We start from the raw sequence: 15917 nt of genomic DNA on the forward strand, positions 1-15917 counted from the left end.
CGTCTACTGACGTGTCATGGCGCTCTTCGTCAACCATCTGTTCGCCCACAATTGATACATGAAGATGCGCCATATGAGCGGCGAATAGTGGAAGCGGCCTCCTTGGAAGCTCTTGATCCAGGACTCCACGACGCGCGGATCCAGAAACTCTGACACTCGAAGCTGATCGGCAGAGCACGTTTCGGAAAACAGCTCGCTAAGCTCGTCTCGGAGCCATTTCATGATCGGAAGCGAGAAGCCCGCCTTTGGTCTCGCCATCATCTCCTTTGGGACATGACGATGGACGATGTGCTTGAGGATTCTCTTCGTCGTGAGCCCGTCAAACTTGTAGCTAAGAGGGAGCCGGGCTGCAAACTGGGCGACTCGATGATCGAGGAAAGGCTCTCTTCCCTCCAATCCAACGGACATGGTCGCCCGGTCAACCTTGGTAAGAATGTCGTCCTTCAGATAGGTCTGATAGTCCAGACCCATCGCTGCCTCCATCGGGTCTGCACCATCAGGCCAACCGCCCCGAGTTTCCATCCGCGATTCACGATCGCCGGGTAGAAGTTGATTGAGCATGGATTGCGGCATTTTTCTCGAACGCTCGTGGAGGCGTTGAGCCATCTGCACATTGCTGGCCGCCAGACTCTCGCCGATTCCAAGTAATCGATGTCGCAAAGCATGTGCCGACTTCGGAAACAAATTCGTAGCCAACCTCAACGATTCACCTATCGGGCCGCGAAGCGCTGAGGGAATCTGGCCCATTCGGGCAATCCGGCGCGCGGTAATCGGGTAGGAATCGTAGCCGCAAAATAGTTCGTCCCCCCCATCTGCCGACAAGGCTACCTTCACTCTAGACCGCGCCAGTCGACTCACCAAAAGTGTCGGTATCGCAGAACTGTCTGCAAACGGCTCGTCGTATACCTCAGGCAATTGGCTGATCGTGTGCAGTGCGTCTGCCGGCGAGCAATACAGCTCATGATGATCTGTTCCCAGGAAGCTTGCCGTCGCGCGGGCAGATGGGGCCTCGTCGTTTCCCTCAGTGAAACCGATAGTAAACGTCTTGATCTGCGATGATGATGCCGACTGCAACAGTGAGACAACCGCCGTGCTGTCGTAGCCACCACTGAGGAAGACTCCTACCGGCACGTCTGCCACCATCCGGTACTCACACGCAGACTTCAGCAACGCCTCTAGTTCGTCGGCCGCGTCATCGAATCCAATGGTTAGCTTGGGAGCTTGATGGAGACAAGCGTAGTTCCACCAGCGCACACGTTCGCATCGCCGCGTCCTCAGACTGAGAACCCAGTAGGTACCCGCATCCACCTTGTTGCAGTTCTCATAGATGCAGTCGTCGTCCGCCACATAACCATTCTCGAAGAATGACCTCAGGCCAGACTGACTCAATTGGGCGCTGAAAACTTTGTTGGCCCTGAGCGCCTTTAGTTCAGAGGCAAATAACCAGGCGTCTGTGCTCTGATACACATAGAGAGGCTTTACGCCCACTCGATCCCTTACGAAATAGACCTGCTCACTCCGCGCGTCATGAAGGACAAACGCAAACATACCTATGAAGAGATCAAGGCACCTGACGCCCCATTCCGCGAATGAATGAAGAATCACTTCGGTATCGGAATCCGTATGGAAGGCATGGCCGCGAGCGATCAACTCCTTTCGAATCTCGCGGTAGTTGTAAATCTCTCCGTTGAATACGATTGAAAGTTGCTCGTGGCGCATCGGCTGGCGACCGGCTTCAGTCAGGTCCAAGATCGACAGCCGCGCATGGCCCAAGCCAACCCGTGTCGCGGGCCCGTCAATCACCAAGGCATCTTCGTCGTCCGGCCCCCGGTGGCGCAGGCTTGCCACCATTGATCGCAGGTCAGGCTTGCCAAGACGGCCAGCAAAATCGATGAATCCCGCGATTCCGCACATCAACTCGACTCCATGTGCATCAACAACTGATCGGAAGAAAGGAATTCGACAGATGGCCAGCGCCTCAGAATGCTAGCCAATAACTGGTCGAGCAGCCGAATGCTACGCCTCGCATGGGCGTGATCCATGCCGGATACATAGTTGACGCGGTGTGTGGATATGACTGCGGGCTTGCCCAATGTAAATGCTTCTTGAATGCCGTGAAGCGTGCGGGCCGGCCAATCTATACGCTCGCTTTCAAATGGTTCGAACAAGACATTTCGCACCGAGTACAACAATTCTTCGGGACTCTTCAAGCCCGTGTAGTAGCGTCGTACTCGCCCTTCTGCCCGGTCGCCCGCTGGAACGAACTGGCCCCGCTGGGCCTGGATGAGGCGGACGCCTAAACCCGCCAGAGTCACTCGCAACTGATCCGGCAAAATGTAATTGCAGGGAGTAAATGTCGCTGACTCAAAGCCGAAGGTCTGGGCGAACAGTTCGAGCCCTGCCCTTAGTCGCGCGCGGGCATCCTCCACTTCTTCGGGACTCTCAGCCCAAAAAGCCGCAAGGTAATCGCGCTGCCGCGGCGACGAAGTGGACGTCGTGAGCCCATAGAATCGATGCTCAAACGCAATCGTAGTCTCCCGGCGGCCATGGCGTAGATCAGACATCCACCGTGGCACGTTCAGGTGCTCGCGCCCATGGAACTGGGGCCGAATCAGTCCTAGTTCGATCGCCTGTCGCCAGCAGTCCTCCAGACTTTCACCGTGATAGTGCTGATACGAATTCCAAATGTGTTGGTGGTGAAAGCGCTGGAAGTTGTCGCGCTCGATGGCATCAAAGTTCGGATTGCCCAATATAGTGTTGAACGTAAAAACCGCCGGACGGCCATTAGCGTCGCGGTGAGCATCGAGAACATTCATAAGTGCCTCGAAATCGCTTCGGCTCTCGAGACAATCTAGGCGGTCATATGGCGAATCATCTACGCGAATACCCGCCTTGAGCAAGGCATCGAACGCGTCACGTCCCGGCATGCGAATGGCGCCCCAGTCATCGCTTTCGAACACAACCAGTTTGCGATTGGTACGCCAACCCCGAAGATTGGTGTACAGCGAGAGCGCCTTATCCTTCAACGATGAAATCGTCATTACTTCGCCACCAGCATGCTCACCGCAATCCCGGCATAGCATAGAGAATCAGCTCGTACAGGCTCTGATCGGCGCTCACGAATGGTGCTATGAAGAAGTTCCCAAGCAACAGCCAGATCGAAGCAAAGCCAAGCATGAAGCGTACGCCCAGAGCCAAGTTCAGAACCAGCAGAAGTGATGCACCCGAGAGGACCTGTCGATCTAGTCGCTTGCGCCCGGCTCCGCTCGCCACAAATAGAATGATCGCCGCAAGCAGCAGCATCTCGGCCAATGCATAGAAGCGGCCCAGCGATGGAATGTAGCTCACCAGGTTGATAACTCCATACAAGAGCATTCCGAACACGAGCAGGCTGCGCACCAGCCCTTCATTGCTGAGGCAACCACGCCAGACCATCCAACTCGCACCAAAGGTGAAGAACGCCATCACCAACCAGTTGTTCAGTTGAAGGAACCAGATCGCGGAATTCATGCGGTCGCCCATCACGTCCGGGTTGGCAGCGACTGCGCCCATATATCCGGCGGCGCGCTCTTCTATTGGCAAGGGCAGATAACCCATCAAGGCCTGCACGGTGGAAAATTCGAGCGCGGCGCCCAGCATAGAGATCAGGAAGAATACGTACACGCCGATGCCAAAGCGGCGCACCAGGAAGTACGCAGCCGTGACGGCACATGCAAGCCAGAACGAAAAGTGGATCAGGGGAGTCGCAAGGATGATGGCTAGATACTTCTTTCTGCCAGTGGCGTGGTAGTGCAGGAATCCAAACACGAAGACATGAAGCGCAGTCCACATGCGCACGCCGTTGAGCCCCGCCCCAATATTGATGTGGAACGCATATGCCAAAAGCAGGAAGCCCACCAGCAAGCCGAACCTGGCTGGGATCCGGTCGATCAGGAACCATACGTTGCGCGAGTACACATAGCCGAAAAGTACTCCAAATACGGCGAAAAGCAGCCAGCGCTCATCCGTTAGCAGAGAGACCGCATAGGTTAGAAGCGGCTGGTAGACATCCTGATATTGACTGCCCTGCACGAAGAACAGCCCGATCAGGTGGCGCAGACTGAACTGCGCTTGATGCATCTCCTTCAGCCACTCTGCATAGCTGACGGAATCAAATCCCGAGTCTGCTGCGATATAGAAAGCCGCGCCAAAGTAGACGGTGAATATCCAAACCAGATTTCGGGAGGCGGGATCCCTCGGTCGCATAACCGCCAATACCACCGCCACGAACGGCGCCGCCAATGCAAGCAGGTAGAGCCTCACAGCACGACCAGGCTTTGACCTCCCAGCCTTGAGCTGCCGATGGTCGGGTTCGGCGTCAGTCCACATGTCAGTATGCCTGGCGCCTCGACTTTCGCGACAACGACTCGTCGGCCAGGCGGTCGAACTGCCGCACGACATTGGAAATTTCGTAGCGCTCCGGTTGGTCGATCTTCAAGGCCGCTTCGTAGTGGCCGGAAAGGAACTGATCAATCACCTCGATTGCCAGGTCATTCCCACGCACGTTGAGAATGGGTCGTCCGCATAGCCAGTAGTCGATTAGCTTGCTTGGCGTTTGTCGGGCCCCAGCATTTTCAAAATTGACGACGAAATTCATGGCTGCGAGTTCCTCCATCACCTGCGCTCTCGGAAGGATGTCACGTAGTACGATTCGCGAATCGCGTCTGGCGAACGGGACCACCAACTCCGGGCTCTTTGTGAATACGTGGAACTCGAAAGAATCCTTCCGCTGGACCAGATGCTGGAGAAAGGCGCTGGGGTCGCGGCGCCCCGGTATGAACAGTCCGGCGTAACCAAACCGGACCACACCATCACGCCGTGGTGAAATCGCCTTGAGTTGCTGGTAGTCGGCAAAACGAAACCCCTGCGGTATCACGTGGATCTTGCCGCTGAATTCCGGATAGTAAGCATCCCTCGCTCCTTCGACAGGCACTACAACAGCGTCGGCACGCCGGCAGAATGACCTTTCTGGAATGCTGAAATACGGCATGACAGGAAAGGAGTCATTTTCCTGACCCATGTAGGGGTCACCGCAATCTGCAAGCCATACGTCAGCCGGCATGTGGCCACGACGGTGGGCTAGTGCTACTCCCCAATGAATCGAATGGGGGGCCGCGATTGAGATCAGCACGTCATGCTTCGGGAGCCTTTCCAAGGCTCTGGCGGTACGCCACACGAGCTGGATGGATGGGTAATCGAACATCAATTGCAGAGCGCGCCTGACGGCGCGTGGCACCAGATTCCAGCCCCCCCTGAAAGAAATAGGAATCTCCGGCCATGTGTCCTGACCAAGATCCGCCATCGTCATTCCATACTCAGTTGCAAGCGCAGTCTGCCCGGAACGGTGCGGCGTCAGTATTGTTACCGGGTGACCTTGCCTGCACAGTTCCTTGGCCAGCTCCGTCGTGCGGTTGGCACGGGGAGAGTTGCCTGGGTGGAACGAGTAACTGACAATCAGGTAGCTTCTAGCCATCTCTACGCTGACCTTTCAGGGGGCGCTCAGTAACCAGATGAGTTCTTGGGAACGCACGCCAGAGACCTTCGTAGATTGAAACGAGCTTTCTCACAACCACTGAAGCATCATGGACACTTTCGACAAACTCGCGACCCCGTTGCGCCGAGTCCTGGAGCTGTGTAGGCGTCAACCCGAGTACGCCTCTCAGGACATCGTATATCGAATCAGGATCCGCGTTGAAGAACGGCAGTTCGTGTTCAACGGGGAAGTGCTCCATGTAGGAATCCCTAATAGAAACAACCGTAGGACGGCCCATAGCTAGGGCTTCTATGGATGCAGTGCCGTACCAGCCTGCGACGATTTGATCGATGAAGACGTGACATTTCCGGTATCGCCTTTTCAGTTCCTCATGTGAAACGCCCTCGACGAGGTCGAGTTCTATCGCATGGCCCTCGGATTTCAATCGCTCAACGGCATCAAGGATGTACGATGTACCCTTGTTGCCCCGATGGGTGGGCGCGTGCATTAGCCTGAAGGTTCCTTGGAATGCCGGCAAAGGGGTGAACTCGTATTGCTCCAGGTCGATTGCCAGTGGCAACAATTCTGCGTCGGTTACGAACTCGGAATAGCAAGGGGCACATACCAATAGCTTGTCCGCGTATTTACGCTCGCGAGCCAGACGCTTATCAATCCTGCGGTCGGAAGCCAAACCCTCCTCTGGCGTCTGCTTGTAACGGATATTTGTCCACTTGTATTTGCCAACGCTGACTCCATATTTCTGAACGTCACTGCCGAGATATTCCATAACGACCTTTTTCCCGAATATCCGATAAAGCGGCAAGTCCCACTGGCCGTTGGCCAGCGTTGTTCCGAAGTAGAAATGGAATATTTCATTGGTAAAGAAACAATATGCAAGGTAGATGCGCGCCCAGGCATGCCTCGCAATTTTCTGAAACAGATTCCCTCCATGAGGTAGTGACACGTCTGTCACCCTCCCAAACGCGTCTGGCCTCGTTACCGACACCGCCCTATAGCCCAACCTACGAAGGTACATTGCTAGAACGCCGGACTGAGTTCCGTAGTTAACTAGTCCATGGAAAATCCGCGGCTTTCTTTTCATTTGCTTTTCCCAAGAAATAGAATGGCGCGGATTCCAGGAATCCGTTCTAATGCTGTGACTAGACGACTATTCATCGGGAGTCTCTGGGCAAGACTACGCATGCTCCAAAGCGCGCCCGTGAGACATATTGTCGACCCGAGTATCAGAGCCATCGCGCCATCAAGAAAGCGCTGAGCGGCGAAGGCCAATGTGACGAGACCTGCCGCCGACACTACTAGGCTAAGGGCTCCGCGCGACCAGCGAAACCCGATGAGGCGATGCCCCACCCACGCCATGCCCGCTGTGTAGAGCAGGTAGCACAGTGCGAACGCAAGCGCTGCACCAGCGACTCCATTCCGTGGCACCAGCCAGGTCGCAAGCAGCCCCTGTATGGCCAAAAAGGTTGCCTCGGTGGTCATGAACAAGCGCCCTGCCCCCAGTGACAGCTGAATGAATCCCATCGGCCAGGACAGCACTCGCCCGAATACGCCCAGAACCATCAACACCAGCACGTCCGCCGCAGGCGCGAACTTGGCTGAATACAGCGCCCATACCATCCACTTCGCGAACGTCAGCGTGGCCAGCAGCCCGGGCACCGCAAGCAAAATTCCGATTTCGGTCTGCTCGTTGACTGCCCGCACCGCCTCCGCGCGATCGTGGATCACGGCCGTCAGGCGGGGGTAGAAGTCGGTGCCCATCGCGCCCAGCACGAAACCTGCGAACATGCCTGACAGAGCCCAAGCAGCCTGGTAGATTCCCGCCGCGTCCACCCCCAAAGTTCGGGCGATCAGCGTGCGTATGTACAGGTCCAGCGCCAGGGTGAGCACACCGCCCCACATCATCGCCAAGCCCAGGCGCAGGAGCGGCATGGCTTCGGCCACAGCCCCAGTCCAGTCCATTGGGACTGCCGGCACTTGTACGCGCCGAGCAAACGACCAACTGCAGAGCAAGGTAATCGTCGCATTCGCCAGCAGCACCGGCACGATGCCGTCCTTACGAAGCCATGCGTATAGGCCGATGGTGACGGCCGTGTTCAGTACCGCCGCAGCAATTTGCACACGGGCGATGTCGTCGATTCGGCGAAGCCCCTGCAACAGGCTCACCTGCCCGTCGCTGACTGCGGTCAACAACAACATGCCGCCCAGCACTGCCAGCGCCCAGGCATGCTGCGTGGACTCGAACATCAGGCGGCTCAGGGGCAACGCGAGCGCGATGCTCGCTAGCCAGCCCAGCAGGCCGGTGGCCCAGACCAGCCGCCGCAGCATGCGTACGGTGCGGGCCACGGCCAGTGGATCGTCCTTGCCCTGAGCTTGCGCGATTGCGCGCACCGCGCTGCCCTTCAAACCGAGACCGGTGACGGTGCCCAGCAGACTGGTGGCCGAGGTGTACATCCCGATAACACCTACGCCTGCCGGCCCCAGTAGCACCGCAACAACCTTTACGCGCAGCAGGGCGACCAGATAATTGATTGCCTGCGCCCCGCCCATGATGGACGACGAGCGCAAGATCTGGCCGTAGGAATTCGTCATCTAATTAAACGTGCGAATGACTTCTGCTGGAACGACCCCGACTATCGCCACCGGTGGGGCGTTGCACGCCACAAGTGACGAATGGGCAGTTACCGCTTCCTTTCCGATTCGCAAATAGTTCAGCACTCGAGCGTTGGATCCGATAAAAACACTGTCCTCGATCACCACTGGAGCAGGCCACTCAGACTGGGAGATGGACCGCTGGTCCAGCTGTATCCCAAGGAGCCCCCTGCCGAGCACCTCGACATCGGCGCCGAATAGAGAACCCGGTCCGCTTGAAATATATGAGTGCTCACGTATTTCGCGAATACAGTTTTTGATCTAAGCGTCCGCGCCGCTTTTCACTGCAACCGGCGAATTCCTTGTTATGCCAAGCAAGCTTCAATCACGGCCCGCGTCTGCTCTTCACTCTGTTGCGGCCCCATCGGCAGACTCAATACTTCGCTCGCCATGAGCGACGCAAGCGGGAACGCATTGTGAGCAAAACCTGCCTGGGAATACGCGGCCTGCTTGTGTGGTGGAATCGGGTAATGGATCAACGAACCCACGCCTACCTCGGTCAGCTTTGCCTGCAATGCATCGCGCTGCGCATGCCGCACCACGAACAGGTGCCAAGCGGGCTGCGCCCACGCAGGCACTTCAGGCAGCAGCAGATCAGTCATTGCCAACCCATCAAGATACTGGCGCGCGATTGCCGCACGACGCGCATTCCATTCGTCCAGACGCTTCAGCTTGACTCGCAGCACTGCCGCCTGGATCGGATCCAGACGGCTGTTGTAGCCCTGCACCTCGTTAACGTATTTCACGCGCGAGCCGTAATTACGCAACACGCGGATACGGTCCGCGACTTTTGGATCGTTGGTGGTGACCGCGCCACCATCACCTAGCGCACCCAAGTTCTTTCCTGGGTAGAAGCTCCAAGCAACCGCATCGCCGTGCGACCCTATGCGCTGGCCTTTGTAGCGCGCACCATGCGCCTGGGCACCGTCTTCAAGCACACGCAACCCGTACTTGCGGGCAAGAGCCAGGATGGGATCCAGGTCGGCAGGCTGACCATAAAGGTGAACCGGCAGGATCACCTTGGTGCGCGGGGTGATAGCCGCCTCGATGCGATCCGGATCCAGGTTGTAAGTTGCTTTCACCGGCTCCACAGGCACCGGCATCGCACCGCACTGACTGACGGCCAACCATGTGGCGATATAGGTGTTGGACGGCACGATGACCTCGTCGCCAGAACCGACATCCATGGCACGCAAGGCAAGGTGAAGTGCATCGAGGCCATTGGCTACGCTGACGCAGTAGGATGCCTCGCAGTAGCTTGCGAATTCGGTCTCAAATGCATCCACTTCAGGGCCAAGTATGTACCAACCCGAATTGACCACACGGGCAATCGCGTCGTTGATCTCCTCACCCAACTCTACATGCGGCGCCTTCAGATCCAGAAACGGAATCATGCTAGAGCGCCCACGATTTCACAGAATTCTTGGTAATCCCGGATGTAATCCTCGCTGTCGTAATAGTGGGAAGCGAAGACAAGCAGCACAGCATCCTTAGAGTATTTGTATTGGATCCCCCAAGTCAAAGGTGGAAGATGCAATCCGATATCAGGGCGATTCAAAAGAAACTCACGGCGCGACTTACCGTCATCAGCCACCACACTCACTTGACCGCTAACGCAAACCAAGAACTGGTGACATTCTCGGTGTGCATGCTCGCCTCGCGTCTCGATACTAGGAACATCAAAAACCACAAAGTATCGCTTCACCGGGAACGGAATGGATCGCTCGAATTCGCCTACGGTTAGACTACCGCGCATGTCTACGACCCTAGGCAACTGATGTAGTCGCGGATCTGCATCGGATGATGCGGAGCTTTCGCCTTTCGCACCGGCAGGCGCGTTCGATTTAGCATCCACATAACCAACAATGCGCGCAGGATTACCTGTAACAATGGCATTTGGCGGCACTGACCGGGTCACAACCGATCCCGCCCCGACCATCGCCCGCCGACCAATCTTGATTCCAGGCAGTATGGTCGCATTTGCTCCAATAGATGCGTGATTATCAATCTCCGTCAGCTCAAGAACTTCCTGGTGTTGCTTGCTTCGCGGGAACTTGTCGTTGGTGAAAGTAACGTTTGGCCCAATGAATACGTCATCGCCAATTCGCAACCCGTCCCACAACTGGACGCCTGATTTTACTGTGACGCGATTACCGACGATTACATCATTCTCGATCAAGCAATGGGCGCATATATTGCAGTCATGACCGACCACAGCGCCAGGAAGTATCACCACGTACTGCCAGACTCGAGTTCCGCCACCTATGGCTGAGGATTGGACATCTGCGGAGGGATGAATTTTTGGCGTCATGACATTCCCGATAGTGTGTACGGATACATCACTGAGTTTCTCTTGCTTAGGACTCACGAAAGTTCGTTGTTTGCTTAGCCTGTTTCCCGAGGAAGCCTGAGGGAATTCCGCCTGCTCTTGGAACCCCTTCATTCTTTCAGTCACTACACATCCCGGCACAGTTGCTATATACCGCAGGGCATCGCCTTCTCATATTTCCGGCGATCCTTACCTCACATCCGCGGCCCCAGCACCTGGCAGCCCGGCAGGTCGGTCTCGATCACCTTCACCGCACCACTCCGCGGCCCAGCAGGCCCAGCAGGTACTCGCCATAGCCGCTCTTGGCCAGCGGCTCGGCCAGCGTGCGCAGCTGCGCGTCGCTGATCCAGCCGTTTTGCCAGGCGATTTCCTCCGGGCAGCACACCCGCAGGCCCTGGCGCGCTTCGATGGTCTCGATGAAGTTCGCCGCCTCCAGCAGCGAGCCGTGCGTGCCGGTGTCGAGCCAGGCGTAGCCGCGGCCCAGCTGCTCGAGGTGCAGGGCGCCTTCGTCGAGGTAGCAGCGGTTGAGGTCGGTGATCTCCAGCTCGCCGCGCGGGGACGGCTTGAGGCTGCGCGCGAACGCCGGCGCCCGGCCGTCGTAGAAATACAGGCCGGTGACGGCGTAGTTCGACTTGGGCTGCTTCGGCTTCTCCTCCAGCCCCACCACCCGCCCGCCGGCGTCGAACTCGGCCACGCCATAGCGCTCCGGGTCGCGCACCCAGTAGCCGAACACCGTGGCGCCGTGGCCGCGCTCGCCGGCGCGCTGCAGGCGCTCGGTCAGGCCGTCGCCGTGGAAGATGTTGTCGCCCAGCACCAGGCAGCTCGGCGCGCCGGCCAGCCACGCCTCGGCGATCAGGAAGGCCTGCGCCAGCCCGTCCGGGCTCGGCTGCACGGCGTAGTCGATCTGCATGCCCCACTGGCTGCCGTCGCCCAGCAGGCGCTTGAACAGTTCCTGCTCGTGCGGGGTGTTGATGACCAGCACCTCGCGGATGCCCGCCAGCATCAGCACGCTCAGCGGGTAGTAGATCATCGGCTTGTCGTACACCGGCAGCAGCTGCTTGCTCACCGACTGCGTGATCGGATAGAGCCGCGTGCCCGAGCCGCCGGCGAGGATGATGCCTTTGCGCTGCATGTCAGGCCTCCTGGCCGATGCGTTCCAGACGGTAGCTGCCATCGAGCACCCGCGCCACCCAGGCCGTGTTGGCCAGGTACCAGTCCACGGTGGCGGCCAGGCCCTGCTCGAAGCTCACCGAAGGGCGCCAGCCGAGCTCGGCCTGCAGCTTGCCGGCGTCGATGGCATAGCGGCGGTCGTGGCCAGGGCGGTCCTTCACGAAGGTGATCTGCGACTCGCGCGGCTGGCCGTCGGCGCGTGGGCGGCGCTGGTCGAGCAGCGCGCAGATGGCCTTCACCACCTCGATGTTCTGGCGCTCGGCGTCGCCGCCGACGTTGTAGGTCTCGCCCGCCCGGCCGGCCTCGAGCACGCGGCGGATGGCCGCCACGTGGTCCTTCACGTACAGCCAGTCGCGCACGTTGCGGCCGTCGCCGTACACCGGCAGCGGCTCGCCGGCCAGGGCCTTCTGGATCACCAGCGGGATGAGCTTTTCCGGGAACTGGAACGGGCCGTAGTTGTTCGAGCAGTTCGTGGTCAGCACCGGCAGCCCGTAGGTGTGGTGCCAGGCGCGCCCTCGCGGAACTGGCCTTCGTCGCCCAGCGAGCCGTACACCTCGTCGGTGGACACGTGCAGGAAGCGGAACGCCGACTGGCCTTGCGCATCAAGCGATTTCCAGTAACCGCGCACGGCCTCGAGCAGGTGGAAGGTGCCCACCACGTTGGTCTGCACGAAGGCGCCGGGGCCGTCGATGCTGCGGTCGACGTGGCTTTCGGCGGCGAAGTTGAGCACCGCGTCGGGGCGGTGCTCGGCCAGCAGGCGCGAGACCAGCGCGCGGTCGCCGATGTCGCCCTGCACGAACACATGCAGGGGATTGCCGTCCAGCGCCGCCAGGGTGTCGCGGTTGCCCGCATAGGTCAGCGCGTCAAGATTGACGACCTTCACGCCCGACGCGACGGCGTCGAGCACGAAGTTGCCGCCGATGAAACCGGCGCCGCCGGTGACCAGCCAAGTCTTCATGCCTGCTCCCTTCCCACGCACCTGCTCACTCATATCCGGTCGGGTTTTGTTGCTGCCATCGCCATGTATCAGCGCACATCGCAGCTAGATCGTGCGCGGCCCGCCACGAAAGAATCTCATTCGCGCGGGACGGATCGGCAGTCAACTCACTCACATCGCCTGCGCGACGCCCCCCTATCCTGCAATGGATCTCTCTGCCCGACGCTACTTCGAACGCCGCCACCATTTCCCGGACCGAATAGCCGCGACCGGTGCCAAGGTTGAAGACCCCGCACCCGGGATTAGCGACAGCATATTTGAGCGCTTTCAGGTGGGCGTCTGCGAGATCCATTACGTGCAGGTAGTCGCGAACTCCGGTTCCATCGATTGTCGGATAGTCGTCGCCATGGACCCTAAGGAACTCTCGACGCCCCAGGGCAACTTGGGCGATGTATGGCATCAAGTTATTAGGCTCACCTCGCGGGTCCTCACCGATCCTTCCACTGGGGTGTGCACCCACCGGGTTGAAATACCGAAGCAGGACCGCGCTGGCCTTTGGTTGCGCCGCGCACCAGTCCTGGATCAGCTGCTCCATGACCAGCTTGGTGCGACCGTAGGGGTTGGTGACCCGCAGCGGCGCGTCTTCTCTGACCGGAACACTCTCAGCCTGGCCGTAAACGGTTGCGGACGAAGAGAAAACAAGCCGTTGCACGCCATGAACCTCCATGACTTGCATCAGGCAGATCGTGCCGCCAATGTTGTTTTCGAAGTAGCGCAGTGGCTTCTCGCAGCTTTCGCCCACGGCCTTGAGGGCGGCCAAGTGGATGACAGCATCAATTCCACCTTCGAACGCGCGGTTGAGATCTTCGCGGCTCCGGACATCGCCCTCCACGAAGCGCAGACTCCTGCCAGCCAGTTCCTGCACGCGCTCCAGTGCCATAGGGGAGCTGTTGCACAGATTGTCGATGACAGTGACGTCGTGCCCGGCCTCAAGCAGCAGGACAGAAGTGTGGCTACCGATGTAGCCGGCGCCGCCAGTGACGAGCAGCCTCATGGGTCAGAGCCGCCCATCTACTGCGCTCCGCGGCAAGGTGTTCTTGACGTCGAACACCACGCTGCCCTCTGGCTTGCCGAAGGCTCGCACACCTTCCGCGCCCATTTGGCGGAATTTGTCGTGACCCACGGCCACTACGATGGCGTCGTAGCTGCCTTGTTCGGGGGACTCAATCGGCGAGAGGGCATACTCGTGCTGCGCCTCCACCGCGTCCACCCAAGGGTCGTTCACATCCACGTTGGCGTTGTATGCCTCTAGCGCATGGACAATGTCCACGACCCGGGTATTACGGAGATCCGGACAGTTTTCCTTGAACGCCAACCCCAGCACCAGTACCCGCGCCCTCACCGGGTTGATGCCCTTGCGCACCATCAGCTTGATGACCTGCTCGGCCACGTAGGCCCCCATGCCGTCGTTGGTGCGTCGCCCGGCCAGGATCACATCCGGGTGATGCCCCACCTGCTGCGCCTTGTGCGTCAGGTAATACGGATCCACGCCGATGCAGTGCCCACCCACCAAGCCCGGCCGGAACGGCAGGAAGTTCCACTTGGTGCCCGCCGCCTCCAGCACGTCCAGGGTGTCGATGCCCAGCTTGTTGAACAGGATGGCCAGGTCGTTCACCAGGGCGATGTTGAGGTCGCGCTGGGTGTTCTCGATCACCTTGGCCGCCTCGGCCACCTTGATGCTTGGCGCCTTGTGGGTGCCGGCGGTGATGATGCGGCCGTAGAGCGCGTCCACGACGTCCGCGATTTCCGGCGTGCTGCCGCTGGTCACCTTCTTGATGTTGGGCAGGCGGTGCCCCTTGTCTCCCGGGTTGATGCGCTCAGGGCTGTAGCCGCAGAAGAAGTCCTGGTTGAATTTCAGGCCGCTGACTCGCTCCAGGATCGGCACGCAGTCCTCCTCGGTGCAGCCCGGGTACACCGTGCTCTCGTAGATGACGATGTCGCCTTTCTTTAGCACACTGCCAATGGCCTCGCTGGCCTTCACCAGCGGCGTCAGGTCCGGCCGTTTGGCGTCATCAATCGGCGTAGGCACCGTCACGATGTAGACGTTGCAGCTGCGGATATCGTGGAGCAGCGTGGAGTAGCGCAGCCGCGTGGCCGCCGCCAGCTCCTCGGCGCTGCACTCCAGGGTGCTGTCCCGGCCTTCGCGCAGTTCGGCGATGCGCGCCCCCCGGATGTCGTAGCCGATGGTGTCGAAATGCTTGCCGAACTCCACCGCCAGCGGCAGGCCCACGTAGCCCAGGCCGATGATGGCGATGTGGGTGTCTTCGAGTCGGGTCATTCGCTTTCCTCTTCTTCGGGCACGCTACCGCCCTACGGTTGCGTGGGCGCGTCCGTCGGGCCGGGGTTGCAGGTTGTGTAACGCCGGGATGGGCTGGCCGCGTCAGGCAGCGTTGGCAACCTTGGCGGCTTTCAGCACGTGGCGCGGCAGCAGGATTTCCTGCGCCCCGCCCAACAGCTCGACCAGCACGATGACGCGATGCTCGCCCTCGGCACGGGCATACAGCGCCTCCAAGCCGACCAGCGGACCGTCATTGATGGTCACCCGCTCCCCGGGCTGGAATCGCGGTTCAGGCAGGGTGATCACGCCCTCCCCGTCCGCGTCGCTTATCAGCCGGGCGATGAAGTCATCCGGCACACAGGCCGGCTGGCCCGCGATGCGCACCAAGTCCACCGCGCCGCGGGTTGAACGCACCGGTGCCAGGCTCGTCACGTCGGCATCGGCGCACAGAAACAGATAGCGCGGGAACAGCGCCTCGGTCACCACCTGCCGCCGCCCGCCGCGCACGCGCAGCACACCGCGGCGCAGGCGCGGCAGGAAACATTCGAAGCCCTGCCGGCGCAGGTGCTCCAAGGCCTGGGCCTCGGCGCGCGGGCGGGTGTGCACGCAGTACCAGCGCAACATGTCAGCCGCTCTCCACTTCACGCTGCAGGCGCTCAATCTCGGCGCGCAGCGCGTCGTATTCACTCATCTTGCGGGCAAGGAAGGCCTGCGTGAGCTTTGCCTTGGCCTCGATGCCGCGCGGCGTCAGCAGGTAGGCATAGCCCAGCTTGTGCTGGCTGCGGCTGAAGTTGCCCACCTTCACCCAGCCCTTGTCCACCAGGGCGCGCAGGGCGAAGTTGAGCTTGCCCAGGGAAACGCCGGTGCTGCGCGCCAGCTCGCGCTGGCTGGCGTCCGGGCTGGCCTCCAGCTGGCGCAGGATGGCCACGCTCAATTCGTCGGTGGGCGGCATTGGTTCTCC

At 59.7% G+C, this 15917-nt stretch carries 13 protein-coding genes and 1 pseudogene; all 14 read right to left on the reverse strand.

The genetic code is table 11. The annotated features are described in order from the left end of the window. Positions 1-3: 3 nt before the first annotated feature. Complete coding sequence (gene asnB / locus ABS41_RS07575) at positions 4-1914, reverse strand: asparagine synthase (glutamine-hydrolyzing) (protein ID WP_290592522.1); 1911 nt, start codon at positions 1912-1914, stop codon at positions 4-6. Further along, a complete protein-coding gene (locus tag ABS41_RS07580; protein WP_290592524.1) occupies positions 1914-3041 on the reverse strand; it encodes a hypothetical protein in 1128 nt (375 codons plus the stop codon). Before ABS41_RS07580 ends, asnB begins: the two co-directional genes overlap by 1 nt. Positions 3042-3060: 19 nt before the next feature. Then, a complete protein-coding gene (locus tag ABS41_RS07585) occupies positions 3061-4368 on the reverse strand; it encodes a hypothetical protein (RefSeq protein WP_290592526.1) in 1308 nt (435 codons plus the stop codon). A gap of 1 nt (position 4369) precedes the next feature. Next, positions 4370-5512, reverse strand: a complete 1143-nt coding sequence (locus ABS41_RS07590; protein WP_290592528.1) for a glycosyltransferase — start codon at positions 5510-5512, stop codon at positions 4370-4372. Further along, a complete protein-coding gene (locus ABS41_RS07595; RefSeq protein ID WP_290592530.1) occupies positions 5505-6614 on the reverse strand; it encodes a hypothetical protein in 1110 nt (369 codons plus the stop codon). Before ABS41_RS07595 ends, ABS41_RS07590 begins: the two co-directional genes overlap by 8 nt. Continuing rightward, positions 6611-8122 (reverse strand): O-antigen translocase, encoded by a 1512-nt coding sequence (locus ABS41_RS07600; protein ID WP_290592532.1) that lies wholly within the window; start codon positions 8120-8122, stop codon positions 6611-6613. Before ABS41_RS07600 ends, ABS41_RS07595 begins: the two co-directional genes overlap by 4 nt. Positions 8123-8487: 365 nt before the next feature. After that, positions 8488-9576, reverse strand: a complete 1089-nt coding sequence (locus ABS41_RS07605) for a DegT/DnrJ/EryC1/StrS family aminotransferase (protein ID WP_290592534.1) — start codon at positions 9574-9576, stop codon at positions 8488-8490. After that, positions 9573-10493, reverse strand: coding sequence for a WxcM-like domain-containing protein (locus tag ABS41_RS07610; protein WP_290593208.1), 921 nt, complete (start codon positions 10491-10493; stop codon positions 9573-9575). The genes ABS41_RS07605 and ABS41_RS07610 overlap by 4 nt, the downstream gene beginning before the upstream one ends. A gap of 265 nt (positions 10494-10758) precedes the next feature. Further along, positions 10759-11643, reverse strand: coding sequence for a glucose-1-phosphate thymidylyltransferase RfbA (gene rfbA / locus ABS41_RS07615; RefSeq protein ID WP_290592536.1), 885 nt, complete (start codon positions 11641-11643; stop codon positions 10759-10761). 1 nt (position 11644) lies between these two features. Continuing rightward, a pseudogene (locus tag ABS41_RS07620) lies at positions 11645-12639 on the reverse strand (dTDP-glucose 4,6-dehydratase). Between the two features lie 25 nt (positions 12640-12664). Further along, complete coding sequence (gene galE, locus ABS41_RS07625) at positions 12665-13672, reverse strand: UDP-glucose 4-epimerase GalE (protein WP_290592538.1); 1008 nt, start codon at positions 13670-13672, stop codon at positions 12665-12667. 3 nt (positions 13673-13675) lie between these two features. Further along, entirely contained in the window at positions 13676-14956 is a 1281-nt protein-coding gene (gene tviB, locus ABS41_RS07630) for a Vi polysaccharide biosynthesis UDP-N-acetylglucosamine C-6 dehydrogenase TviB (protein WP_290592540.1), read from the reverse strand. A gap of 102 nt (positions 14957-15058) precedes the next feature. Continuing rightward, positions 15059-15580 (reverse strand): transcription termination/antitermination NusG family protein, encoded by a 522-nt coding sequence (locus ABS41_RS07635; RefSeq protein ID WP_290592542.1) that lies wholly within the window; start codon positions 15578-15580, stop codon positions 15059-15061. Between the two features lies 1 nt (position 15581). Continuing rightward, complete coding sequence (locus ABS41_RS07640) at positions 15582-15908, reverse strand: MarR family EPS-associated transcriptional regulator (RefSeq protein ID WP_290592544.1); 327 nt, start codon at positions 15906-15908, stop codon at positions 15582-15584. Positions 15909-15917: the final 9 nt, after the last annotated feature.

Origin of the sequence: Arenimonas sp. SCN 70-307, assembly GCF_001724815.1 — a bacterium.
In the GTDB taxonomy this organism is placed as follows: Bacteria; Pseudomonadota; Gammaproteobacteria; order Xanthomonadales; family Xanthomonadaceae; genus Arenimonas.